At 37.4% G+C, this 23336-nt stretch carries 26 protein-coding genes; 12 read left to right on the plus strand and 14 right to left on the minus strand.

Features of this window, described 5'->3' with window-relative positions; translation table 11 throughout:
• Positions 1–8: 8 nt before the first annotated feature.
• The 6 genes from HHL23_RS06955 to HHL23_RS06980 are packed head-to-tail and all read left to right on the plus strand — an operon-like array spanning position 9 to position 3504.
• The gene (locus tag HHL23_RS06955) at positions 9–254 is read left to right on the plus strand and encodes a DUF6576 domain-containing protein (RefSeq protein ID WP_169234090.1); all 246 of its coding nucleotides are present in this window, start codon (positions 9–11) and stop codon (positions 252–254) included.
• A gap of 20 nt (positions 255–274) precedes the next feature.
• The gene (locus tag HHL23_RS06960) at positions 275–460 is read left to right on the plus strand and encodes a DUF2683 family protein (RefSeq protein ID WP_169234091.1); all 186 of its coding nucleotides are present in this window, start codon (positions 275–277) and stop codon (positions 458–460) included.
• Positions 460–1098 carry a lipoprotein signal peptidase gene (locus HHL23_RS06965; RefSeq protein ID WP_169234092.1) on the plus strand — a complete coding sequence of 213 codons (639 nt, stop codon included), beginning with the start codon at positions 460–462 and terminating at the stop codon, positions 1096–1098. Before HHL23_RS06960 ends, HHL23_RS06965 begins: the two co-directional genes overlap by 1 nt.
• A 15-nt stretch (positions 1099–1113) precedes the next feature.
• Positions 1114–1758: a SanA/YdcF family protein gene (locus HHL23_RS06970; protein WP_169234093.1), complete on the plus strand. Its 645-nt coding sequence runs from the start codon at positions 1114–1116 to the stop codon at positions 1756–1758.
• 31 nt (positions 1759–1789) lie between these two features.
• Complete coding sequence (locus HHL23_RS06975; RefSeq protein WP_169234094.1) at positions 1790–2950, plus strand: hypothetical protein; 1161 nt, start codon at positions 1790–1792, stop codon at positions 2948–2950.
• Between the two features lie 2 nt (positions 2951–2952).
• Positions 2953–3504, plus strand: a complete 552-nt coding sequence (locus HHL23_RS06980) for a hypothetical protein (RefSeq protein ID WP_169234095.1) — start codon at positions 2953–2955, stop codon at positions 3502–3504.
• A 3-nt stretch (positions 3505–3507) separates the two neighbouring features.
• Here HHL23_RS06980 and HHL23_RS06985 read toward each other — a convergent pair whose 3' ends face one another.
• Entirely contained in the window at positions 3508–4842 is a 1335-nt protein-coding gene (locus tag HHL23_RS06985) for a hypothetical protein (RefSeq protein WP_169234096.1), read from the minus strand.
• 158 nt (positions 4843–5000) lie between these two features.
• Here HHL23_RS06985 and trpS point away from each other — a divergent pair, with 158 nt between their 5' ends.
• Positions 5001–5969, plus strand: a complete 969-nt coding sequence (gene trpS, locus HHL23_RS06990; RefSeq protein WP_169234097.1) for a tryptophan--tRNA ligase — start codon at positions 5001–5003, stop codon at positions 5967–5969.
• A gap of 48 nt (positions 5970–6017) precedes the next feature.
• On the opposite strand, the gene HHL23_RS06995 is transcribed toward trpS, so the two are convergent.
• The 8 genes from HHL23_RS06995 to HHL23_RS07030 all read right to left on the minus strand — a co-directional run bounded on the left by HHL23_RS06995 (position 6018) and on the right by HHL23_RS07030 (position 13637).
• Positions 6018–7292, minus strand: coding sequence for a sensor histidine kinase (locus tag HHL23_RS06995; RefSeq protein WP_169234098.1), 1275 nt, complete (start codon positions 7290–7292; stop codon positions 6018–6020).
• On the minus strand, positions 7292–7963 hold the full coding sequence (locus HHL23_RS07000) for a response regulator transcription factor (RefSeq protein ID WP_169234099.1): 672 nt from the start codon (positions 7961–7963) through the stop codon (positions 7292–7294). The genes HHL23_RS06995 and HHL23_RS07000 overlap by 1 nt, the downstream gene beginning before the upstream one ends.
• A gap of 201 nt (positions 7964–8164) precedes the next feature.
• Positions 8165–8614, minus strand: coding sequence for a PepSY-like domain-containing protein (locus tag HHL23_RS07005; RefSeq protein WP_169234100.1), 450 nt, complete (start codon positions 8612–8614; stop codon positions 8165–8167).
• A 294-nt stretch (positions 8615–8908) separates the two neighbouring features.
• Positions 8909–9604: a YjjG family noncanonical pyrimidine nucleotidase gene (locus tag HHL23_RS07010; protein WP_169234101.1), complete on the minus strand. Its 696-nt coding sequence runs from the start codon at positions 9602–9604 to the stop codon at positions 8909–8911.
• Positions 9605–9809: 205 nt separating this feature from the next.
• The gene (locus tag HHL23_RS07015) at positions 9810–10400 is read right to left on the minus strand and encodes an RNA polymerase sigma factor (RefSeq protein WP_169234102.1); all 591 of its coding nucleotides are present in this window, start codon (positions 10398–10400) and stop codon (positions 9810–9812) included.
• A gap of 198 nt (positions 10401–10598) precedes the next feature.
• Positions 10599–11090, minus strand: a complete 492-nt coding sequence (locus HHL23_RS07020; protein ID WP_169234103.1) for a hypothetical protein — start codon at positions 11088–11090, stop codon at positions 10599–10601.
• A gap of 83 nt (positions 11091–11173) precedes the next feature.
• The gene (metK, locus tag HHL23_RS07025) at positions 11174–12454 is read right to left on the minus strand and encodes a methionine adenosyltransferase (protein WP_169234104.1); all 1281 of its coding nucleotides are present in this window, start codon (positions 12452–12454) and stop codon (positions 11174–11176) included.
• Between the two features lie 232 nt (positions 12455–12686).
• Positions 12687–13637, minus strand: coding sequence for a LysR substrate-binding domain-containing protein (locus tag HHL23_RS07030; protein WP_169234105.1), 951 nt, complete (start codon positions 13635–13637; stop codon positions 12687–12689).
• 131 nt (positions 13638–13768) lie between these two features.
• Between HHL23_RS07030 and HHL23_RS07035 the strand changes: the two genes are divergently transcribed.
• The 5 genes from HHL23_RS07035 to HHL23_RS07055 all read left to right on the plus strand — a co-directional run bounded on the left by HHL23_RS07035 (position 13769) and on the right by HHL23_RS07055 (position 18073).
• Positions 13769–15256 carry a catalase gene (locus HHL23_RS07035; RefSeq protein WP_169234106.1) on the plus strand — a complete coding sequence of 496 codons (1488 nt, stop codon included), beginning with the start codon at positions 13769–13771 and terminating at the stop codon, positions 15254–15256.
• 104 nt (positions 15257–15360) lie between these two features.
• Positions 15361–16128 (plus strand): enoyl-CoA hydratase/isomerase family protein, encoded by a 768-nt coding sequence (locus tag HHL23_RS07040; RefSeq protein ID WP_169234107.1) that lies wholly within the window; start codon positions 15361–15363, stop codon positions 16126–16128.
• Between the two features lie 43 nt (positions 16129–16171).
• The gene (locus tag HHL23_RS07045; protein ID WP_111958590.1) at positions 16172–16594 is read left to right on the plus strand and encodes a deoxycytidylate deaminase; all 423 of its coding nucleotides are present in this window, start codon (positions 16172–16174) and stop codon (positions 16592–16594) included.
• 6 nt (positions 16595–16600) lie between these two features.
• A complete protein-coding gene (gene xerD, locus HHL23_RS07050; RefSeq protein WP_169234108.1) occupies positions 16601–17515 on the plus strand; it encodes a site-specific tyrosine recombinase XerD in 915 nt (304 codons plus the stop codon).
• 42 nt (positions 17516–17557) lie between these two features.
• Positions 17558–18073 (plus strand): NUDIX hydrolase, encoded by a 516-nt coding sequence (locus HHL23_RS07055; RefSeq protein WP_169234109.1) that lies wholly within the window; start codon positions 17558–17560, stop codon positions 18071–18073.
• A 106-nt stretch (positions 18074–18179) separates the two neighbouring features.
• On the opposite strand, the gene HHL23_RS07060 is transcribed toward HHL23_RS07055, so the two are convergent.
• The 5 genes from HHL23_RS07060 to HHL23_RS07080 all read right to left on the minus strand — a co-directional run bounded on the left by HHL23_RS07060 (position 18180) and on the right by HHL23_RS07080 (position 23307).
• Positions 18180–18638 carry a heme-binding domain-containing protein gene (locus HHL23_RS07060; RefSeq protein ID WP_169234110.1) on the minus strand — a complete coding sequence of 153 codons (459 nt, stop codon included), beginning with the start codon at positions 18636–18638 and terminating at the stop codon, positions 18180–18182.
• A gap of 4 nt (positions 18639–18642) precedes the next feature.
• Positions 18643–20400 (minus strand): Ig-like domain-containing protein, encoded by a 1758-nt coding sequence (locus HHL23_RS07065; RefSeq protein ID WP_169234111.1) that lies wholly within the window; start codon positions 20398–20400, stop codon positions 18643–18645.
• A gap of 23 nt (positions 20401–20423) precedes the next feature.
• Entirely contained in the window at positions 20424–21686 is a 1263-nt protein-coding gene (locus tag HHL23_RS07070; protein WP_169234112.1) for a serine hydrolase domain-containing protein, read from the minus strand.
• Positions 21687–21914: 228 nt separating this feature from the next.
• Positions 21915–22844 carry a 2-hydroxyacid dehydrogenase gene (locus HHL23_RS07075; RefSeq protein ID WP_169234113.1) on the minus strand — a complete coding sequence of 310 codons (930 nt, stop codon included), beginning with the start codon at positions 22842–22844 and terminating at the stop codon, positions 21915–21917.
• Positions 22845–22911: 67 nt separating this feature from the next.
• Entirely contained in the window at positions 22912–23307 is a 396-nt protein-coding gene (locus HHL23_RS07080) for a GxxExxY protein (RefSeq protein ID WP_194306282.1), read from the minus strand.
• Between the last annotated feature and the right edge of the window lie 29 nt (positions 23308–23336).

Genomic DNA, 23336 nt, shown 5'->3' on the forward strand with positions numbered 1-23336 from the left:
GTATACCCATGAGCGGAGTATTAATTTTAGGCATCATCGTGGTTGCCGTTTTAGTGTTTGTCAACAGAGTCCGGATCAAAAACAGATTCTTTCCTGATCGGCACGGAAACTACACCATCGATGATCAGTTTAATTCTGATAAACGCGAGATAGAAAAAGAAATCGACAGACTTTTGAGTAAGATGGGCAAAAACGGGATCAGCGACTTGTCCCCCAAAGACAGGAAGAGACTCGATGAACTGTCCAAAATGTAAAATTTTAAATAGAAAAGAAAATGGAATCTATCATAGTACATCCTAAAAACCCTATGGAACTGAGTGCACTGAAAAGTGTTTTAAAAGATATGAACATCAGATACGAAAGGGCTCAGACCAAAAATACTTTCCATACAGAAAAAGTGGCCAAGAAAATTTTCGACAAGAAAAATCCGGAGAAACCTTCTAAACCAAAAGGATTGTAATGAAAAAGATCTTAGCTATAACATTTTTAGTATTGTTAATTGATCAGGCTTCAAAAATTTATATCAAAACCCATTTCAATCTGGATGACAGTGTCACTGTTCTTCCAGGTTTTAAACTAACTTTCGTAGAGAATCCGGGAATGGCTTACGGGCTTCATTTCGGAGGCATTATCGGGAAATATTTCCTGGTGATCCTGAGGCTTTTCTTAATTGGAGGTATGGTGTATATGTTCAAGAAATGGCTGAAACAGGGAGCTTCCAATTATCTTTTGATTCCTATGGCTGTTATTTTTGCCGGTGCGATCGGAAATATTATCGATGGTATGTTTTACGGACTGATCTTCGACAGCGGAACGGTTTATGACCAAAGTATCGACCGATGGATCGGGTACGGCGGAATTTCAAAGTTCGTTCCTGTAGGACAGGGCTATTCTTCTTTTATGAAAGGCTGCGTAGTAGATATGCTTCACTTTCCTATCGTGGACTGGTATGTTCCTGAAAATATTCCTTTGATCGGTGGCAAACACCTAGAATTCTTTAAGTATATTTTCAATGTCGCTGATTCCGCCATTACGGTAGGCGCCGCTTTATTATTAATATTCAGAAAAAAAGCTTTCCCGAATGGACTTGAGTTTTAAAAAACAGTATTCCGGATGAAAAAAGTAATCAAAAATATTTTAAAAATTTTCCTGCTGCTTCTTGCGACAGGAATTATTTTTATAGCCTGGGCCAATTACAGCATCAGAAAAGAAAGCAGTGCCTTTGTTTCTTACAAAATTTCTGATGTACCGGAAACCAAGGTCGCTTTGCTGCTTGGAACCGGAAAAACGTTAAGCAATGGAATGCCCAATGCTTATTTCTATAACAGAATACAGGCCGCTATAGATCTTTATAAAAGCGGAAAAATAAAATACATCATTGTAAGTGGGGACAACAGTACCAAAGATTATAATGAACCGGAAGATATGCAACTAGCTTTGATGAAGTACGGTATTCCTGAAGACAGAATCGTGATGGACCATGCCGGATTCCGGACCCTGGATTCTGTCGTCAGAGCTAAGGATATCTTTGGACAGAATAAACTGGTGATTATTTCGCAGAAATTTCACAATGAAAGAGCCATTTTTCTCGCCAGAAAGAATGGAATGGAAGCCTTCGGATATAATGCCAATGATGTGAATAAATACGCCGGATTAAAAACGAATCTGAGAGAATATCTGGCGAAGACTAAAGTTTACTGGGACCTGCTTTTCGGAGTACAGCCGAAGTTCGGAGGAGAAAAGATTGAAATAAAATAATTGTATTACTTTAAAGTCCTAAATTGGAGCTATGTTAAAATTCTATTCTACATTTCTCACATTCGTCCTTTTGTTCACGCTTTCCTGTAAAGAAGAACAGAAAAAAAGTGACGAATATACAGATCTGCTGCTGGGAATCCCTCAGGCTCAGATAGATTCCATCAGAAAGGCGGAAGATAGTAAACAGGTTTTTTTGAAAAAGGCCTCTTACGAGATTGATTCTGCCAACTCGGTTGAGCTGATGGTTCCTGTCAGCAATTACATCACAGAGCATTCATATTCCACTTCTAATATACATCTGACGGATCCTCAAAACGTTTCAGAAACAAATAATGACTTTGCAGGAGTAAGTATACAAAACGACTTTACGAACAACAATTCTGGTGAAGATGTACTGATTGGAAAGTCTGATAATCCTGATATTTTCCCGGTTTCTGACATCAAAAAATTTAATGAACCTGAAAAAATCCTTCATGAGGATAAAAATTCGCTGCTTTACATCGATTCTTTCGGGCACAAGAAACTGTATTACAGACAATATGTGCCTGCAAGCAAAACGTATTATCTGTACGTAGCGGAAGTTCCTAAATATGATAGTGAAAAGCTTCAGTATGCTTCGTTGTTTTCGATATACAACAAAGCAAAACATTTGCTCTCATTCGATAAGGAAGCTCAGCCGGAAAATTTAATATGGGAAAAGGTAAAACCAAGTATTTCTGAAGTTGAACTGAAAAATTACAGTACTTACTACAACTCGCTTCAGAAAGAACTGAAATTTTTTCTAAAGGATAATGACAGTGTAGAAATTAAAAAGGATCATTTTGATCTTTATCTCTACCGGGATAAAGGACACAGTCAGAAAGCATTTGATCAGACGACCGCTATCGCTGATTCTAACTTTTCAGGACTCTTTGAAGACCTTCCGTTTGAAAACCGGCTGAGATCCGGATATTTCAGTGGCAAATATGACAGGGAAGATACCTTTACATTTATTAAAAAACTGAGCAGCACCAGTATTCTGGTAAGTGCAAAAGAGGATAACGGATATATAAATGACAATACCGGATATTTTATCATCAGTTCCATAAAAACACCAAAAGGTCAGTTTTACCTTATCAGCAGAACCAACAGAGACGGTAATGATGTGACTGCTTTAATGAATGATTACTTCAGTAAACATTTAAAAATCTAATTATGAAGCCACTATCTCTTATTATATTATGCTCATTTTTTATTCTTTCCTGCAATCCTGTAGGTGAAAAAACAACAGAAGAAGCACCTGTGGATATGCAACTGGTTAACACTATTGATGGTTTAGACCTGAAAAAGGGAGATGTTATCGTAGTCTGGAGTAAGCTGGATGCTTCTTTTATCAAAAACGGGGTTCTTCCATCCTTTGATTTCATCTATAATCTCAGTCTGAACGGGAATACAGTAGAGAATTCTTCTGTCCTGATGTTCGCTGACAAAAAGCACATCATCAATTCCACTTACAAAAAACAAAAAGAAGACGAGAACGAGGAAAAAGATGCTCCGGAACAGACCTCTGAGTATGGAGATGAATCTGACAGCACAAAAGTAGAAAAAGAGAAAGAAGTATCTGCTTCCTGGGAATTCGAACAAAAAGTAATAGAAATCCCGATAAAAAAAGACGGAAAATACACCCTCGACTATAAAGTAAAAGCTAAGAATGCAGAAAGCGACAGCATGTTTAACAAAGCATCTATTGTGATCAGAAAGAAATAGTTCTTATTTTTTGGTATTCAAAGCCTGATAAGCGATATAGTAAATTCCATAAAAGACTATAACAGTGAGCACAAGTGCAATAGAAAAGGTATGTTTAAAAAGATCCAAAACATAATCCTTGAAAACAAACTCCTGTGCATAGACCCCATTATAGAAAGGATAAACTTTGATCACCGTAACCACAGCTCCCAGGATAATCGGAAAAAGCCATGTGAATTTTTTAATATAGCCCACCACCCAAAAAGCAGTAATATAAATTACGCACATCAGAATATCATCCACTTTCTTTTCCAGCAGCCCATTTCTGAACTGAAATATAACAAGAAGGGAAATAATGGCCAGATGTATTTTTTTAGCTTTCTCCAGGTTGGAAGGTGCCAGGAATTTAATTTTATCATCAAACCTTATCATCAGAAGAGCGATAATATTGATCAATGGAACCCAAACTGAAGCGCCCGCAACACCGTAATATTTCTGTTTTAAAAGACTTCTTTCTTTGATCAGCTGTCCTGTAAATCTTGTACAGATGACAAAAAACACAACCAGTACGGTCATATTCATCCATCCTGAGAGGGTAAGATCTTTCCCGAAAAAGTCTAATTCCAGAGAAAATGCACTTTCCAGAAGCCCTCCGAATGAAAATATAATACAACTGATCACAATGAGTACAGCAGGTCCAAAGTAATCATTGGCGGTCTGCAGTGCATTCTTTGAAAATGTATACAGATTTTCACGCTGAGCCAAACAGGCTGTCAAAAATAAAAATGCTCCCAAATAAGCAACACTCTTTATGCTGGAAAGGGTATAATAGATGAGATTGACAATAAATTCCGTAGATTTTGAATTATAAGACGCAGACCCGATTACTTTTTCAATAAGCCCCAGATCTGTATTATATAAAGTAAAAAGCCCCATATTCAACAGAAATACCTTTAATAAAGGATGTTTAATATGAATTTCTTCTTCCACCAGGTAACGTTTGGAAATCATAAAGGTAGCCAGAAACTGTATGATCAGATAGGTCCATGTTCTCAGGGTATCAGAATTAATAGTCTCTTCGAACGGAACATAATAATCCACCATATTCCGGATCTCCTTCATAAAAAAGAAGAACACAAGCAGGAAAGGAAGTATCATCAAAACAGACTTCCAGCGTCTGTTGATCAGGAAATACCAAAGGAAGAACAGGCTGCTTAAAGCATAAGAAAGATCATCCAAAACTTTAGACAGCGTATTATCCTTTTCGGGATAAAAATAATTGCCTGCAAAATCCAGGACGATGTAGATCAGCAGTAAAATCCACAGGCTTTTTATGGCTTTGAATAGCTTTGGAGACAAAAAATGGTTATTTCCCATATGGATGAGGTGGTTTCTACAAATATAATTTAAAAACTGTTACTGAGCACCTTAAATCAGCCCCCATTAAAAAGGATTTGCCAGCCATCGCAATCTTTCCTATTTTTGTTCTTTATTTTTAAACTTAATAATTTAAACAAATGTCAAGAATTCTTACCGGCATTCAAGCCACCGGAACACCCCATCTTGGAAATCTCCTTGGGGCGATCATTCCTGCTATTGAACTTTCCAAGCAGGAAGGAAATGAATCATTTTTATTCATCGCGAATCTTCATTCTCTTACCCAGATTAAAGATGCGAAGGTTTTAAAACAGAATACCTACGAGATCGCTGCGGCTTGGCTTGCTTGTGGGCTGGATACAGAAAAAACATATTTTTACAGACAGAGTGACATCCCTGAAACCTGTGAACTTTCTTGGCATTTATCATGTTTTTTTCCTTATCAAAGACTAACGCTTGCCCATTCTTTTAAAGATAAGGCAGACCGACTTCAGGACGTAAATGCCGGACTGTTTACCTATCCTATTCTGATGGCTGCAGATATTTTACTGTATGATGCAGAGATCGTTCCTGTAGGAAAGGATCAGCTTCAGCATTTGGAAATTGCCCGTGATGTAGCATCAAGGTTCAACAACCAGATGGGAGAAGTGTTTGTACTGCCTCAGTCTGAGCTGCAGGAGGACACGAAATATGTTCCCGGAACAGATGGCCGTAAAATGTCTAAATCCATGGGAAATATCATTAATATTTTCTTACCTGAAAAGGAACTGAAAAAGCAAGTGATGAGTGTGGAAACCGATTCTAAAGCTTTGGAAGAGCCGAAAGATCCTGAAACCGATAAGGTTTTTGCCATCTACGAACTGATTGCCACTCCCGAACAAACGGAGGAATTAAGAGCGAAATACCTGGCCGGAAACTTCGGGTACGGACATGCCAAATTAGAACTGTTAAATCTTATTTTAACCCGTTTTGCAAAGGAAAGAGAAATGTTCACTTATTATATGAATAACCTCGACGAGCTGGAAGCTAAACTTCAGGAAGGAGCCGCAAAAACGAGAGTGGTTGCCACAGAAACCATTAAAAGAGTAAGAGCAAGCTTAGGAATTTAATATTCTTTTCCAATCATATGAAAGCCTTTCAGTTTTGAAAGGCTTTTTTTATTTTGAAAGAATAAAGCAATGCATCCTATCTTCGAACTCATATACAATGTCCCATCCCGGATATTGTTTTATGATAGTCCTGATAATAGAAAGTCCAAGACCGGTAGAGTTGTGATCTGCCCCCTGTTTGTAAAAACGGTTGAAGATCTGTGTTTTGTCTAGCGGAATACCACTGCCCCTATTCTGGAAGATCAGTTTGTTATCTTCTATGATGATATTAACATTTCCTTCCTGATTATTATACTTTATCGCATTTTTAAGCAGGTTAGAAAGCAGGATACCGGCAAGATCAGGATTAAAATCTCCACCAAAGAACCCTTTCTCCACGATCTGGACCTGAATCTTTTTAAACTCAATAAAATCGTCATAGCTTTTAACCAGCTCGGAAATCATTTCGTTGAAATCAACTTTTGAGGTTTTATTAAACTGACTGTTCTCTATTTTTGAGAGCATAAGCAGAGATTTATTCAGTCCCGCCATTCTCCTCAGGTCTCCTTTTAATTCTGAAATAAAATTCAGATTTTTCTTATCAAGATCTTCATTCTGGATCACCAGATCGATCTTATTGATCATAATAGCCAGTGGCGTCTGAAGTTCGTGCGAAGCGTTTTCAATGAACTGTTTCTGCTGATGGAACACAAGCTCATTACGCTCAATCATTTCCTCTATTTCTACATTCAGTTCTTCAAATTCTTTGATGGAATAGTTTTGAGGATCCTCCAGAGAAGAAACCCCGAACTGGAATTTTTTAAGCTTATCTAAAATCGTATAGAAAGGGCGCATCGCCTTATTTAGCATATAGCCATTCACGGCCAGAATACTTATCACAAGCAGAATGTACAAAACAATCAAAGCTGTGGTCAGGTCATAGACCAATTCATCCTGCTCTACCGTAGACGTTCGTATTTCGAGTCTTTGACGTTTTCCAAACTGATCTATAAAATCAGTCTCAAGTACCCGGTAAGGCTGGTCTTTATCGTCGTACTCCATGTAAAACATCTTGTTATACATTCTGTTCTTATCCTTGTACTCAGATTCCGAAATAGGCTTGATCTTAAATTCATTAAATCCAAAATCCGCACTGTTCAATAATTCAGGATCGTAATACACGGCTTTAATGATCTGTATCTTTCTGTCTTTCAGCCCGTCATCTACATTATCATACACTTCATCCAGAATATAGGCATAAAAGAGCGCCGCCCAGACTGCAATGATCAGCAGCAGGATCGCGATCATGTATTTGATGGTGTAGTATTTTAACGAGACTTTCATCAGACAAATTTATAACCTATTCCGTAAACAGCCTGAAAATCGGCTTCCGCATTGAGGTTTTTAAGTTTTTTACGAAGATTTTTAATCTGAGAATAGATAAAATCCAGACTGTCTGCCTGATCTATATAATCTCCCCAGATCGCCTCCGCTAAAGTAGTTTTCTGCAACGTTTTTTCCGGATGGATGACAAAATAGTACAGAAGATCATATTCTTTACGATTAAGGATCAGATCTTCATTCCCTACTTTCACCGTTCTGTTTTCCGGATCAATGCTGATATTTTTATAGGTGATCGTATTTTCCCCATCCTGATTCTTTCTTCTGATCACCGATCGGATCCTCGCCATCAGTTCTGCAAGGTGGAAAGGTTTTGCCAGATAATCATCTGCACCGATCTCCAATCCGGCCACTTTATCATCTACTGAATCTTTAGCCGATAAAATGATCACTGGGTCTTTTTTATGCAGCTTCTTGATCTCTCTCAGCAGATCAATCCCGTTTCCGTCCGGCAGCATAATATCCAGAAGAATACAGTCGTATTCATATGAAATGATCTTTTCAAGCCCGGCACTGTAGGTCAGCGCAAATTCCACAATAAAATGCTCCGCTTCCAGAAAAGCCTGGACAGTGTCTTTCAGTTCCGGTTCATCTTCTACAATTAATATCTTCATCCTTCCAGTATTAGCTTCTATCAAATATATGAAAATAGAGAGGAAGATGGGAGGATCGAAGTTTGAAGTTATTTCCGGACGACTGATATCTTCCGTCCGTTTTTTACTCTATGAATTGAATATTCATCCATTCATAACTGCGGCTTAAAAACTCCCATCCTCCAGCTTTCCTCTTCCTTCAGGTATATTTTTTCACGTGAATTAATCATCAATTCTTTTGAAATTTCCTTTTTTGTCAAATTCAAGATCCAGTCCGTTAGAAAGTTCGGCTTTATAAGACCATCTTTCTTTTTCTATCTTCATGATATAGGTGTTTGGGAAATTCTTAGCGGCGTAGTTTCTGATTGATGCTGGAATAAATCCATAAGGCAGTTTCTGGTGTTTCCCATCCACTTCTTTCCAGTTTCCGTTGCTGTCGAACTCTACTTTCATCCCGTTGGCCAGATACACCTGGTATTCGTCAACGCCATAGATCTCTCTGTCTTCAATAGCCGATCCTACCGTAATACCTTTAAAATGAGTGACAAGGAAATTCTTAGCTGTTTTAGGCAATTGGTTTGCGTTGATCGCTTTGTCCTGTGCAAAAATAAATCCGCCTGCCATTAAAAAGATGAAAACAAGCGCTCCGGTGATTTTTCTAAAATTTTTCATAATATTAAATTTTTTCTGTCTTTATGATGAAGCAAAGGTCAGAATCAATTTAGGAAAGAATTAGGAAAAGCGGAATGGGGAAGAAAATAAAGTAATTAAAAATGAAAAGTGAAGAATGAAAAATATTTAAACCATTAAGATTATTGAAGGTTGTAAGGTTATTAAGAAGGTTTTCATCTAAGCTTTAACACTTAAAAAAACATTTCATTTCCCTTAATTATCCTAAATTTCTTCAATAATCTTAATGGTTCAAGAAAAATTTTCAGCTTTTTATTGCTCCTGAAAAAGCAAATTTTATAAATAATCTTTAATCTGTAAAAGATGAGTGATCGATTTCAAGCCTTCTTCCTGCTTATTTTCTTTATAAACATCAAAGAAGATCACATCGATTCCATAATTCTGGGAACCCACCACATCTGCAATCCAGTCGTCCCCGATCAGAATACTTTCTTCTTTACCGGCTTCTGCAAGTCCCAAAGAATATTCAAAGATTTTCGGATTGGGTTTTCTTACGCCTATAGAATCGGCGCTGGTAATGGTTTTAAAATACTTGTCGATTCCCGATAATATACATTTTCTCTCTGTTACCTCCTGGAAACCATTTGAAATTACGTGCAATGTATAATGTTTGGATTTAAGATAGTCCAAAATATGCTCTGCTCCTTCCACCAGATCATTATGGTTAAGGATTTTATCCAGAAAATGCTCTTCGAAATATTGGGAAAGTTCTTCATCATCTACCCCAAAATGCCTGAAGGTATCATAGAAACGGTGCTTTCTCAGATATTCTTTACCGATGATGCCATCTCGTATCTTCTCCCAAAGACTTTCATTGATGTCGTGATAGACGGAATGAAACTCTTCAAAGTCGATATTATAGTGTAAAGTAATTTCCTGTTTTTCAAAAAGGTCTTTGATGGTAAGGTAAGCATTCTTACGGTGATCCCAGAGCGTATTGTCTAGGTCAAAAAAAATGTGCTGAATTTTCATACAGCACAAAATTACTCAATTTAATTTTTGGAAATTGGGAAATTCTTACTTTTAGTGGATACCACTTCCAGACTTTTTGAGTAATTCAATAGAAAATCAATTGTTTGTTTCTTAGGTTTCAAAGTTTTCACTTTTAAGGAATCATTTTTTTTCATAGGCGAAAAGTATGTTTTCCTTTAAACGTGGATTTTTTAAAAATATTATCCTATCGTGTCAATACAATATTATTTTCGTCCATGATTTTTCTCAGGTTGATGAGTGCATAGCGTACTCTGCCTAATGTGGTATTGATACTCATATTGGTATGATCTGCAATTTCTTTGAAGCTTAACCCGTCAAAAAATCTTAATTTAATGACTTCCTGCTGGTTTTGTGGCAGAAACTGAAGCATTCTCAGCAGATCCTCCTGAATCTGTAAGGTGACAAGCTGATCTTCAATATTTTCCGATGGCTCTCTGATCAGATCAAAAATAGAATACTCGTCTGTTTCAAAAGTGGTTTCCGAAACTTTAACGTTTTTCGCTTTTAGTCTGAAATGATCAATGATAAGGTTGTGTGCGATTCTTTTGGCCCAAAGAATAAATTTACCTTCTTCATTATATCGTCCTTCTTTCAGCATCAGGATGATTTTCATAAATGTATCCTGAAAAACATCATTGGCAAGGTCTTCATCATTAATTTTGTAAAAAATGAATGTAAACAGTTCTCTCTGATGACGATGAATAAGGGCTGATAAGGCTTCTTCGTCTCCTTTCTGGTAAAGGGAAATTAGTAGGCTGTCCGTTTTTAATTTCATAACTCTTCTCAATAATAAAAAATTTGCAGATCAGCAATTCTCCAGATATTTTATCTGGCCGTAGCTGTAAATACAAAACAGTTCTTTAGAGTAAAGTAAAATCAATAGGCAGTACAATTATTATGTGGTGTAAATATAATAATTTTTTAATAACTGTTAACCAATTATTAAATTTTTACGAGAAAAATTTAAAAAAATTTATTTAAACATATCATGAATAAACACTGTAGGGATATTTAATGTTAAATTAACATTTAAACCTTTCATCTCTTTTCCGTTTAAACGGGCATCTCCAATCGGGAAAGCATAGCCTCCTGCAAGGTCTAAAAGTCCGAAAAGGGTAACGCCAATTTTGGGAGCGATATATTTATTCGATCCTTCTGCCCCTATCAAAAGATAATAGGAATGATAAAAGTCTACATTTTTCTCAAAATTCAGGAGTACATCTGCCTGCAGTTTTGGCATGATCGCAAATTTAGAACCGGCAGAACCCATTAAAGCAGAGCCTCCCAGCCTGTAAATCACATCATCATTCTTCAGGAAAAGCAGCTTCCCTCCCACTTCCCCAAAGCTCTGGTTCTGGTAGGTATACCCCACACTGACCATTTTGTGCATGGTGTATTGTGCCTTTGTCATTACGCTCAGGAAAAATATAAAAAGTACAGTTACTGCTGATCTAAAATTCATCATCTTTAAATTATTTAAGGTGTAAAATTAAAAAAAACTGCCTTACCCAAAGATAAAGCAGTCTATTTATTATTTCTGAAGAGAAATTAAATTCCGAAAGAAGCTTTAATTTCGTCTACTTTATCCAGTTTTTCCCAGGTAAAGAACTCAAGACCTTTAAGAGTAAGTTCATTTTTCTGACCTTTATTGAATGTTTTATCAGCTGTATAATGTTCTTTCCCCATGTGTCCGTAAGAAGCCGTTTCCAAATAAATAGGGTTTCTTAATTTTAAGTTCTGCTCAATGGCATATGGTCTTAAATCGAAGATGGTAGATACCTTCCTTGCAATTTCACCGTCGTTAAGCTCTACTTTCGCAGTTCCATATGTATTGATGTATAAACCACAAGGTTCAGCAACACCGATAGCATAAGAAACCTGTACCAGAACTTCATCAGCTACTCCTGCAGCTACTAAGTTCTTGGCAATGTGTCTTGTTGCATAAGCAGCACTTCGGTCTACTTTTGAAGGGTCTTTTCCAGAGAAAGCACCACCGCCGTGAGCACCTTTTCCTCCGTAAGTATCTACAATAATCTTTCTTCCTGTAAGACCTGTATCCCCGTGAGGACCTCCGATCACAAATTTACCGGTAGGATTGATGTGATATTTGATCTGGTCGTTGAACAATGCCTTGATTTCTTCAGTCTGTTGAGCCACGACTCTTGGTACCAGAATACTTTTGATGTCTTCACGGATCTTGTTCAGCATGTCTTCTTCAGTTCCAAAGTCATCGTGCTGTGTAGAAACTACGATAGAATCAATTCTTACCGGCTTATGGTCATCAGAATATTCGATAGTTACCTGGCTTTTTGCATCCGGACGAAGGTAAGTGATTTCGCTTCCGTCTCTTCTCAATACAGAAAGTTCTTTAAGGATAGTATGGGCAAGGTCTAAAGCAAGAGGCATATAATTAGCCGTCTCGTTGGTTGCATACCCGAACATCATCCCTTGGTCACCAGCTCCCTGTGCGTTTGCTTTAGCCTCAAAAGACTCGTCGTTTACAGCTCTGTCTACCCCTTGATTGATATCAGGAGACTGCTCGTGGATGGCAGAGATTACCCCGCATGAATCACCGTTGAACATATATTCTCCTTTAGTATAGCCTATTCCGTTGATAACATCTCTTGCAATAGTCTGTACATCAAGATAGGCATCAGACTTCACCTCTCCGGCAAGTACAACCTGCCCGGTAGTTACAAGAGTCTCACACGCTACTTTGGAGTTTTTATCGTATGCTAAAAAATGATCGATTAATGCATCGGAAATTTGGTCGGCAATTTTATCCGGATGTCCTTCTGAAACTGATTCAGATGTAAATAGATAAGACATATTATTCTTTGTTTTTTAGATTAAAATTAAGTGAAGAAAAATAAGAATAATTGCCCAGAAAAAAGAATACTGTTTTAGCATATTTTTAGAGAGGTTGCAATCAGGTCAAATTTTTCCTCGTTTATAAACGTCTGCAAATTTAAGTACTATTTTTTTAATACTAAAGAATTTTGCTTATTAATTATAATTTTCTTAAAATTAATGATTTAAATCACTTTGCGGACTTCTTAGTTCATTGCGGCTTGATGCTCACAAATTCCTTCGGGTTGATATGATAATTAAGCTTAAGCTCCAGGGAACTTTTGATAGAGTGAGATAATTCATCAATGATTTTCTGCTTAAAGGTCGGCTTATAATAGATGATTTTGATCTCTCTGTAAGGGAAAGGCTTCTTAAATCTGAAGACATTTTCCTTCTGTTCATCTGAAAGCTGACTCAATGCCAATTCCGGAAGAATACTGATTCCTCCTACTTTATCTACCATATGCACCAATGTCTGAATATTGGATGCCAGGAAATCTAAGTTCTTAGGCTTTAATGTATTTTCTTTAAGGTGGCAGATATTCTCAAACTGGTTTCTCAAACAGTTTCCTTCTTCCAGAAGCCATACTTTTTCAACATTTAGTTCTTCAGGGATGATATAAGAGTTCTTTTTATTCGCTTCCGTATTGGAACTGTAGATCATCAACTCTTCATTGAACAGGAAATCCTGATAAAATTCATCGGCAGTATCATAGGGTGTAGAGATAATCCCTGCATCCAACTCTCCGGCTTTTAAAGCTTTTATAATGTTATCCGTGGTCATTTCCTTCACATTCATCTGTATTTTTGGGTTGTCTTCCAAAAACTTAAAGATTTCTGTTGGCAAAATGAATGAAGAAACGGTAGGAATAATTCCCAGATTGATTGTTCCACCCAAAATATTATTCAGAAGATTCGCTTTATTTTTCAGCTCATTGACAGATTCTATAATTACCTTTGCCTGATCAATGATCTGAAGCCCCACATCTGTGGTACGGATCGGGTGCGTAGTTCTGTCGAACACCTTCACATCCAGTTCATCCTCAAATTTTTGTATCATCGCGCTTAACGTGGGCTGCGTAATAAAGCAAGCCTGAGCTGCTTTACCAAAATGTTTGTACTTATCTACAGCGATAAGATACTCCAGTTGCTGAATGTTCATCTGATTAATATTATCTATTACAAAGATAAAAGGTTTTTGCTATTAGTAATCAAAAATTCAAGTAAATTTGATATTTAATACGTCTGCATAAGACGTTTACAAGGGAAATCAATCATACAAATCATAACGATATGGATTCTAAAAAATTAACGCTCAGCAATGGCGCTCCTTATTTTGAACACCAGGACTCACAAACTGTAGGTCCGAGAGGGCCTGTGCTTTTGCAGGATTTTATTCTTCAGGAAAACCTTGCGCACTTTGTTAGGGAAAGAATTCCTGAAAGAATTGTACATGCCAAAGGAAGCGGTGCTTATGGAACATTTACTGTCACTCATGATATCAGTCAGTATACGAAAGCTAAATTATTTTCAAAAGTTGGAAATTCATGCAGAATGTTTGCCCGGTTCTCTACTGTAGGTGGAGAAAAAGGTAGTGCAGATACAGCAAGGGATCCTAGAGGTTTTGCTTTGAAATTTTATACGGAAGACGGAAACTGGGACCTGGTAGGAAATAATACACCTGTATTTTTTATTAAGGATGCTAAAAAATTCCCGGACTTTATCCACACACAGAAAAGGGTTCCGAAAACCAATTTAAAAAGTGCCACGATGATGTGGGATTTCTGGAGCCACAATCCGGAGTCTCTTCATCAGGTCCTTATATTAATGTCGGACAGAGGAACTCCGCATGGCTATAGACATATGCATGGATTCGGATCTCATACTTTCGCGATGATTAATGCTCAAAATGAAAGAGTATGGGTAAAATTCCATTTTAAAACCAAACAGGGAATTAAAAACTTTACCGATGCGGAAGCGGTACAAATGGCAGGTGAAAACCCGGATTTTGCACAGGAAGACCTTTGTAACGCTATTGAAAACGGAGATTTCCCGAAATGGACAATGTATATTCAGGTGATGACAGAGGAGCAGGCAAAAGATTTCAGATGGAATCCTTTTGATGTTACCAAAGTCTGGTTCCACGATGACTACCCGATGATCGAAGTAGGTGAAATGGAACTGAATGAAATTCCTGTGAATTATTTTGCCCATGTAGAACAGTCCACTTTTTCACCAAGCAGCCTTGTGAACGGAATAAGTTTTTCACCGGACAAAATGCTTCAGGGAAGATTGTTCTCTTATCCTGATGCCCACAGGTACAGAGTTGGGGTAAATGCTCATCAGCTGGAAGTGAACCGATGCCCTTTTGCGGTCAATAACTACCAGAGAGATGGTTTCATGGCAGATTCCAGTGAGTACCAGGACAAGCCGAATTATTACCCAAACAGCTTTGACGATGTGAAGCCGGACCCGGCCTACAAGAATTATGAATATGAGCTGGACAGTGCCCATGTCGCGAATTACAACAGAAACGAAAATGATGATGATCATTACACTCAACCCGGATTACTGTATACAAAATCCATGACTGCTGAAGATAGAGAACACCTAATCAACAACATCATCGGAAGCATGAAAGGAATTACAGGACCGAAAAGAGATGAGATCATCAACCGTCAGCTATGTCATTTTTTCAGGGCTAATATTGAGCTTGGCATGAAAGTGGCATCACAGCTAAATATCAATATAGATGCAAATATGATGAATCATTCGAAATAGTATTTTGAATGATAAATCAAAAAAAAGGAAAAAAAACTAATATTTTTTCCTTTTTTTTGTAAAAAATTTATAATTTGCAGAAAATAATATTTTAAAGTGGAAAAATGAGTTACGAAAATATATTATTAGAAAAAGAAGATAGATTAGCGGTCGTAACTATAAACAGACCTCAAAGCTTAAACGCTTTAAATGCAAAAACTATTCAAGAGATAAGCTCAGCGATGGATGAACTTAATGCTGACCCAACCTGTAGAGTTATTATCATTACAGGAAGTGGCGAAAAATCATTCGTAGCTGGAGCCGATATAAAAGAATTCAGTGATTTTGGACAGGAAAAAGCCGAAGAACTGGCCAGAAACGGGCATAATACCCTGTTCAACAAAATTGAAAATACATCTAAGCCTGTTATTGCAGCCGTTAATGGTTTCGCATTAGGAGGAGGTTTAGAGCTTGCCATGGCGTGCCATATCAGATATGCATCAGAGAATGCAAAACTGGGGCTTCCGGAAGTAACACTTGGATTAATTCCAGGCTACGGAGGAACCCAAAGACTTCCTAAACTTGTAGGAAAAGGCATTGCCAACGAAATGATCTTCTCTGCTAAAATGATTCCTGCTCAAAGAGCAAAAGAAATCGGATTAGTGAATGAAGTATACCCTATTGAAGAACTATTAACCAAAACAAAAGAATTAGCGAGTAGTATAGCCAATAACTCACCAATGGCTATATCAAAGGCCATTAAGGCCGTAAACTTGTCTGATACAGATAAAGGTTTTGAATCTGAAATCAAGTATTTCGGGGAACTTTTTGAAATGGCAGACAAGAAAGAAGGAGTTACCGCTTTTATAGAGAAAAGAAAGCCTAACTTCTAAGATTTTTAATCCAAATTATTTCGAAAAAAACTAATGTAGCGGTATGAATAAGTTTGATAAAGCTTATCTAAAAATGGCCCAGGAGTGGGCAAAACTATCCTACTGTAAGAGAAAACAGGTAGGAGCACTTATCGTAAAAGATAGGATGATTATTTCAGATGGTTACAACGGAACGCCTTCGGGGTTTGAAAACTGCTGTGAAGATGGAGAGGGGAAAACACACTGGTATGTACTTCATGCGGAAGCCAATGCGATATTAAAGCTGGCTGCTTCCACTCAGTCTGCAAAAGGAGCCACGTTATATTTAACGCTGTCGCCCTGTAAAGAATGCAGCAAACTGATTTTACAGGCAGGAATTACAAGACTGGTGTATATTAATGAGTATTCAGACGACGACGGTATTGCGTTCTTGAGAAACCATAACATTGAAATAGAACAAATATCGGACTGTGAACTAAAAAAATAAGCACAAATGACCTGGGATGAAAAAATCAAAGATTTTGAAATATTTCTTCGCTTCGAAAGAAATTTTTCAGAAAACACTCTCGACGCCTATATTCGAGACATCAAAAAATTAAAAGATTACGCGAAAGAAGATCTGGCAAACGTCGGACCAGACGCTATCGGGTACGAAAACTTACAGGAATACATCTTCAATCTTTCCAAACAAAAGTTCAGCGAAAGATCTCAAGCAAGATGGATTTCTTCTATAAAAGCTTTCTTCAAGTTTCTGATTGAGGACGAGTTTAGAGAAGACAATCCAGCATCATTGCTTGAAGGCCCAAAATTGGGATTATATCTTCCTGACACCTTAAGCCTGCCTGATATCAACAAGATCATCGCAGCCATTGAGGCCAATTCTGATCTCGGAAAGAGAAATCACTGTATCATTGAAGTTCTTTACGGATGCGGATTACGCGTCTCAGAACTTATTGATCTAAAAATTTCGAACATTAATTTCAAAGAACAGTACATCAAAGTAAACGGAAAGGGAAATAAAACCCGTTTTGTTCCTTTGGCGGATTATACTGCTGAACTTTTGGAAACGTACATTAAAGAAGTACGCTCGAACAATAAGATCAATAAAAAATATGAGGATACGCTGTTTCTTAACAGCCGCGGAACATCTATGTCCAGAGTGATCGTATTTCTGATTATAAAAGAACTTACGGACAAAGCTGGAGTAAGCAAAAAAATATCTCCACATACCTTCAGACATTCTTTTGCTACGCACCTTTTACAGAATGGAGCAGACCTTCGTTATATTCAGGAAATGCTGGGACATTCCAGTATTACGACAACGGAGATCTATACCCATCTGAAGACAGAAGAACTTCGGGATGTTATATTGAATTACCATCCGAGAAATATTAATATTGCTCAATGAAAAGAAGTTCCATCTGACCTTTGATAAAACAAGTATAAACAGATGAAATTATTGAAATATTGCCCAAGCTGTGGCAAAGAAACACTACACTGGGATGGCGAAAAAAAATGGAGCTGCCCCGAATGTGATTTCAGACTTTACAATAACGTTGCCGGCGCAGTAGCAGCTGTTATCCGATGTGGTGACGAAATTTATCTTACCAGAAGAAATCGTGATCCTAAAAAGGGGAAACTCGATCTGGCCGGAGGTTTCGTAGATCCAAAGGAAAGCGCAGAGGAGGCGTGTAAAAGAGAGCTTTTTGAAGAACTTCAGCTTGATGTAGACCTTTCAAATTTAAGGTATTTGACCAGTCTTCCAAATATTTATCAATACAAGGAAATTGATTATAATACCATCGATCTGTTTTATGAATACACTGTTTCGGAGAAATTTGAGGTGAACCTTGAACTTTCTGAAATATCAGAGGCTATTTGGATTTCTTTGAATGCATTGGATCTTGATAATCTTGCTTTTGATTCTCAAAAGAAGTTTTTTGAGGAATATTTGAAGAACATCTAAATAATATGACAAAAATATCCCGCAGATTTTGCAGGTGGCGCATCATGATAAAACATCATTTGTACCAGGCCTGTGAAATCTGCGGGAATTTTTATTTTTATTACAGCTAGTAAGACTTTGATTTCAGCTTATTCCCGAAGTAATGAGTCAGCAGTGTTCTTTCTGCATCTGATAGATTGGCTGCATCATGATAAACAATGTAGCCCGGCATAGGCATAGTCTTATTTTGGACAGTCTGGATGGCCTTATTCAGCATGCTTTCCTTTAGCTCCTTGTTATAGGTATCCCAAACAGAAAAATTGAGATGTTCTCTCCCTTCGTTGACATGGCTTTTTACAGACCATGAAACAGGGGCTATATCTGCATATTTGGGATAAACCGTTTCATTGGAATGGCAATCATAGCATGCTCCTTTTATTAAGCCGCTGATCTTCTCCGGAGTCTTTTCAGCATCAACAAAATTCACTGCTTTATCAACAGGTTTATTCACTTTATCAATAGGAATAAACTGGATTATCGCAAAAGCCACCAGTGTCCAAAATAATACTTTCTTTACCGTTTTCATATTTCTACTTTACCGGTGTCAAGACTGCATTTCCGGATTCTGACTTCAGTTCTTTATCCACTTCCTTCTGCACCGTTTCTTTCGGAGTATCTTCTTTTGGAGTATCTGCAGGCTTAGGAGTATTTCCTTTAGGGTTATCAAGCGTTCTGGTATCTTTCAGATCCCAGTCTTCCTTGGTTTCCCATAGTGCCCTCACAATCGCTTTTTTGTAGAATACATAGGAGTCTTCTGCAAACGTTTCTGTTTCAAAATCGGCTTCATCCCAGAATTTATTTCCGTTGTTATCTACCAATATTCTTACAATATATTCATTAGGCTTAAGGATGTCAAATTTCACGTTGTTTCCTTTGGTATAGCTTGAATAGATTACTTTATCAGAACTATCCAGAAGCTGAATCCAATAGCTGGCATCCGGAGCATTCTGAATAGTAAATGCTAAGCTTCCGAACTGATCTACTTTATCTACCTCAAAATCGAAACGCTTTGACTGTACATTTTTAGTGTAGAATGACGAAACTGTTTCTTTTGGAATAGTTAGCTGGTATTTTTTTCCTGTCACAAAATCTGAATGTATCAGGATTTGATAAGGATTTGTTTCAGAGATTTTAGCCGTGAATTCCTGAGTGGTTAAACTATCGCTTTTCAGAACCCATTTTTCAGGACTGATCTTATCGATGATATAACCTGATCTTATCTTAAAATCAGAATTGGGGGCTAAGGCAGGGCCACCATTATCATTCTCAAGATCCATAGCATTTTTCTTATTGTATTTATAGAATACAGACACCGTATCCTGCTTGCTTCCGGTATCATAGCTGAATTTAAGATTATCATTAGTGGTCTGTCCCACATCGCTTTTTACAGCATCAAACCATATCTTTACAGAATCTGATTTCGGACGGTGAGTGACCTTAATATCCTGAAGCTTTTCGTTGATAGAAGCTACTTTCACGTTCTCAGGGTTTCCTTCAAATGTCATGACAATTCCGCCCGGACTTTCTTTCATTTCCCCATATTTCACAGGTTTTTTGGAAGGATAAACCTTTAAATTTAATCCTGAGACAGACTTTTCAACATCGATCGGTTCTTTCTGGAAGCCAATTTTTTCTTTTCCGGGATCATATACAGAATTTGCATTTTCATCCTCAAAGGCAATGATCTTATATTTTCCTGGTGTAAGATAATTAAGCTCATAATATCCGTCTTCATCCACTTTGGTGATGTAGTAAGGCTTCTGCTTATAGTTGATGGTATCTTTCACCTGGTAGAGTCCTACCACAAGTTTATTTTCACCCTGCTTCTTTTTAATAGCTACCGCATCTGTGATATCACCGCTTACATAGAGATCATCCAGTTTATCACCCGTTGAAAATGCAAAATTGAAATAACGGAGAATATTAGCTTCGTTGTTATCCGCAATAGAATTTCCAAAGTTGAAGTTATAGGTTGTATTGGCCTGAAGCGTATCTTCCCATTGAATCATCACATACTTATTCGCGATATTGGAAGGGAGGATCCTCTTTATACTTTTGATAGGCGGCGAGATGATCAGGTTTTTATTGATATCCTTTAAAGTAATATATTCATCAAAATCCAGTCTAAGCTCGTGGATATCTCTTTTGACATTGATTCTTGTGCTATCAATGTTTGAGCTTAAAAACTTTGGAGCCAGAGTATCTTTCGGACCTCCCACAGGAGCCCCGACTCTTGCACATGAATGGACAAGAAAGCAGATCACGAATAATAGAAGAAGTCTTTTCATATATGTTTAAGCAAAATTAAACATTATTCTCCAAAAACTTCATGTCCAGCATTTAAAGTATCTTTATTATCGTTCATTACACTGTGCAGCTTATCTTTCTGAACTGGAAAATCCTCGAATAATCCCGATAACGCCAATGCTGTATAGACTTTAGTTGAATACCTGTTTCCAATGGCTACAATGGTTACTTTGGATTTTAAGAGATGCGCAAATACAGAATTGGTCCCATGCCACCAGCCGTTGTGGTAGGTAAGCTTTTCTCCGTTATCAAAGATTTTCATCCTGAAACCGAGTCCGTAATTATTCATTCCTGCTTTTTCATTGCTGTAAGGTGTGAAAACCATCTGCATCAGATCCGGCTTTAGGAAATCCTTGGAAAACATGGCTTTGGAGAAATTATAAAGGTCTCTTGGTGTTGTATAAACGTTTTTATCCCCGTAAATAAGATCAAGTCTGTCCAGAGGATACAACTTTTTCCCTCCGTAATAAAAGGACTGTGCTGCCGTAGGAATATCTTTTTCCTGGAAAATATAAGTGTGCTCCATTTTCAGGGGCTGAAATACCATTTCTTTCATAGCCTGCGGAAAAGGAGTCTTGGTAATCTTCTCGATCAGTAAAGCCAGCATGGCAAAATTGGTATTGCAGTACATAAATCCTGTATCTGTATCTCTCGCAAGTTCTGGCTTGTATTTAATGAGCATATTCAGGACATCCTGATTGGTAATGAAAGCTTTCGAAAGCTCAGCTGGAGCAGGCTGTATTTTGGCAATAAAATATTCGTATTTCGGAAGACCACTTCTCTGATCGAGTAAAGTCTGTACGGTAACATTCGGGTAAGGAAATCCCGGAAAATACTGGGTCAGATGGTCAGAAAGTTTAATTTTTCCAGCTTCTACGAGCTTTAACATCGCCATTGCGGTAAGTGTTTTTGAAACTGAAGCTACATGCAACGGAGTATTTTTATCGATAGGCATCTGATTTCCTTCTCTTCCGAAACCTCTGTAGTTTTCATACAGAATTTCGTCTCCTTTTGCCACAAGGACTCCCCCACTCAGGTCTCCGCCTTCCCATATTTTTTTATAATACTGGTCGATGTATCCTGTTAATATTCCTTTATCACCAAGCTGGCTTTCTGCTTTGGTAAATACATTGTCCAGGTCTACATTTCCGTAGTTCGGAAGATGGGTTGTATTTTCTGCTGAAGCCTGTTTGGATTCGGAATTTTTTTTACAGGAAATAAGGGATAAAAAAACAGTTACAATAAGTACAAAGTTACGCGTCGTCATGAGTATCAAAAATGAGCAGCAATTTAATAAAACTCAAAAATAAATTCTTAATAAGCAGCGTACATTATGAATTATTTAACATAATCTTATGCGAAATTTTGAACTCAGAAAAGTAATCTTTTAGAGAAGACTCATGTATTATGGTAAAATGCTTCGGCCTCACTCATCACGATACTGTTACCAATATTTGTTAAGCAAAGCCAAAGCATCTGTATTCTTTTTATCAATTTAACAGAACTGAGCGACAATTTTATCAACAATCACCTGCGCAAGCTTTTCCTTGCTTTGGTGCGTCCAGCCCGCTATATGCGGTGTTACAATTGTTTTTTCTGATTCTAGAAGGTATTGAAGGTCTCCGTTTTCTGTTTCTAGATTTTCAAAAGATGCCTTTTCATATTCAAGAACATCAAGACAAGCTCCTTTTACCTTTCCTGATTTTAAAGCCTCAACTAAATATTTAGTTTCTACGTTTTTTCCTCTCGCGGTATTCACAAAATAGAAGTCTTTTTCCATTGCTGAAATAAACTTTTCATCAACAAGATAATGGGTTTCAGAAGTTAATGGAATATGAAGACTTAAGATATCCGCAGACTGCTTTAATTCTTCCAAACTTACCTGTGTGGCATATTCGTCTGAAAGACCGGGAAGGATATCATGAAATATGACTTTACAGCCGAAACCTGAAAATCTTTTCGCTGTAGCTTTCCCCATATTCCCGTACCCGATAAGTCCCACGGTTTTTCCAAGCAGCTCATCGCCTCTGTTTTCTTCCCGTTTCCAGATCCCGTTTTTCACTTCCTGAGAAGCAATAAAAAGGCGGTTCATCAGAATCAACAGCATGCCTACAACATGTTCTGCTACAGAGTCTCTGTTGCCTTCAGGAGAGTTGATGAGTTGTATTCCCAGCTTTTCAGCGACAGGAATATCAATATTCTCCATCCCCGCTCCTACTCTGGCGATGAATTTCAGGTTTTTCCCTTTTTCAAGAAAGTTTTTATCCAAAGGAATTCTGCTTCTGATGATAATACCGTCATAATTTTCAATTTTACGGCAAACCTCATCGTAAGAAGACGTGAAATCCTCTTCCAGCACAAAATTTTTAGCTAAAAGCTGTTCTGTGATGAGAGGATGGTTTTTATCTAAAAGGAGAATTTTCATTTTTTAAACACGAATAATTTAAACACTAATGACACTAATTATTTCACAAATGACACAAATATGAATTTCATAGCGTCCCATTGATTACTCTTTTGACCCCATTTTTAAATTGAAGGGTATTAAAATTGATCAGCATTCCAAGCTTACAGTTGCTTAAACGGAGATAAGTCAGAATTTGAGCCAGATGTACGTCATTCAAGGACTCTACCGATTTAATTTCTAAGACAAATTTACTTTCGATCAGGAAATCCAGCCTATAGCCTACATCCAACTTTACTTCATCATAAACCAAAGGCATTGGCTTTTGCTTTTCTACCAGAAGTTCATGCTTATTAAGCTCATAGAACATACATTCTTCATAAGCACTTTCCAAAAGTCCGGGACCTAAGGTTTTATGAACACGATATCCTGTTTCATACACCATTCTTGATATATCGTTTTCTGAAATATCTGATGCTATCATTTTTTTCCATTTACTCTGCACAATTCATT

Origin of the sequence: Chryseobacterium antibioticum (assembly GCF_012927325.1) — a bacterium.
Classification (GTDB): domain Bacteria; phylum Bacteroidota; class Bacteroidia; order Flavobacteriales; family Weeksellaceae; genus Chryseobacterium; species Chryseobacterium antibioticum.

Excerpts from the sequence above, each read along its gene's own strand:
- HHL23_RS06955 (WP_169234090.1), top strand. The coding sequence starts at position 9 with ATGAGCGGAGTATTAATTTTAGGCATCATCGTGGTTGCCGTTTTAGTG.
- HHL23_RS06960 (WP_169234091.1), top strand. The coding sequence starts at position 275 with ATGGAATCTATCATAGTACATCCTAAAAACCCTATGGAACTGAGTGCA.
- HHL23_RS06965 (WP_169234092.1), top strand. The coding sequence starts at position 460 with ATGAAAAAGATCTTAGCTATAACATTTTTAGTATTGTTAATTGATCAG.
- HHL23_RS06970 (WP_169234093.1), top strand. The coding sequence starts at position 1,114 with ATGAAAAAAGTAATCAAAAATATTTTAAAAATTTTCCTGCTGCTTCTT.
- HHL23_RS06975 (WP_169234094.1), top strand. The coding sequence starts at position 1,790 with ATGTTAAAATTCTATTCTACATTTCTCACATTCGTCCTTTTGTTCACG.
- HHL23_RS06980 (WP_169234095.1), top strand. The coding sequence starts at position 2,953 with ATGAAGCCACTATCTCTTATTATATTATGCTCATTTTTTATTCTTTCC.
- trpS (WP_169234097.1), top strand. The coding sequence starts at position 5,001 with ATGTCAAGAATTCTTACCGGCATTCAAGCCACCGGAACACCCCATCTT.
- HHL23_RS06995 (WP_169234098.1), bottom strand. The coding sequence starts at position 7,292 with ATGAAAGTCTCGTTAAAATACTACACCATCAAATACATGATCGCGATC.
- HHL23_RS07000 (WP_169234099.1), bottom strand. The coding sequence starts at position 7,963 with ATGAAGATATTAATTGTAGAAGATGAACCGGAACTGAAAGACACTGTC.
- HHL23_RS07005 (WP_169234100.1), bottom strand. The coding sequence starts at position 8,614 with ATGAAAAATTTTAGAAAAATCACCGGAGCGCTTGTTTTCATCTTTTTA.
- HHL23_RS07010 (WP_169234101.1), bottom strand. The coding sequence starts at position 9,604 with ATGAAAATTCAGCACATTTTTTTTGACCTAGACAATACGCTCTGGGAT.
- HHL23_RS07015 (WP_169234102.1), bottom strand. The coding sequence starts at position 10,400 with ATGAAATTAAAAACGGACAGCCTACTAATTTCCCTTTACCAGAAAGGA.
- HHL23_RS07020 (WP_169234103.1), bottom strand. The coding sequence starts at position 11,090 with ATGATGAATTTTAGATCAGCAGTAACTGTACTTTTTATATTTTTCCTG.
- metK (WP_169234104.1), bottom strand. The coding sequence starts at position 12,454 with ATGTCTTATCTATTTACATCTGAATCAGTTTCAGAAGGACATCCGGAT.
- HHL23_RS07030 (WP_169234105.1), bottom strand. The coding sequence starts at position 13,637 with ATGAACATTCAGCAACTGGAGTATCTTATCGCTGTAGATAAGTACAAA.
- HHL23_RS07035 (WP_169234106.1), top strand. The coding sequence starts at position 13,769 with ATGGATTCTAAAAAATTAACGCTCAGCAATGGCGCTCCTTATTTTGAA.
- HHL23_RS07040 (WP_169234107.1), top strand. The coding sequence starts at position 15,361 with ATGAGTTACGAAAATATATTATTAGAAAAAGAAGATAGATTAGCGGTC.
- HHL23_RS07045 (WP_111958590.1), top strand. The coding sequence starts at position 16,172 with ATGAATAAGTTTGATAAAGCTTATCTAAAAATGGCCCAGGAGTGGGCA.
- xerD (WP_169234108.1), top strand. The coding sequence starts at position 16,601 with ATGACCTGGGATGAAAAAATCAAAGATTTTGAAATATTTCTTCGCTTC.
- HHL23_RS07055 (WP_169234109.1), top strand. The coding sequence starts at position 17,558 with ATGAAATTATTGAAATATTGCCCAAGCTGTGGCAAAGAAACACTACAC.
- HHL23_RS07060 (WP_169234110.1), bottom strand. The coding sequence starts at position 18,638 with ATGAAAACGGTAAAGAAAGTATTATTTTGGACACTGGTGGCTTTTGCG.
- HHL23_RS07065 (WP_169234111.1), bottom strand. The coding sequence starts at position 20,400 with ATGAAAAGACTTCTTCTATTATTCGTGATCTGCTTTCTTGTCCATTCA.
- HHL23_RS07070 (WP_169234112.1), bottom strand. The coding sequence starts at position 21,686 with ATGACGACGCGTAACTTTGTACTTATTGTAACTGTTTTTTTATCCCTT.
- HHL23_RS07075 (WP_169234113.1), bottom strand. The coding sequence starts at position 22,844 with ATGAAAATTCTCCTTTTAGATAAAAACCATCCTCTCATCACAGAACAG.
- HHL23_RS07080 (WP_194306282.1), bottom strand. The coding sequence starts at position 23,307 with ATGATAGCATCAGATATTTCAGAAAACGATATATCAAGAATGGTGTAT.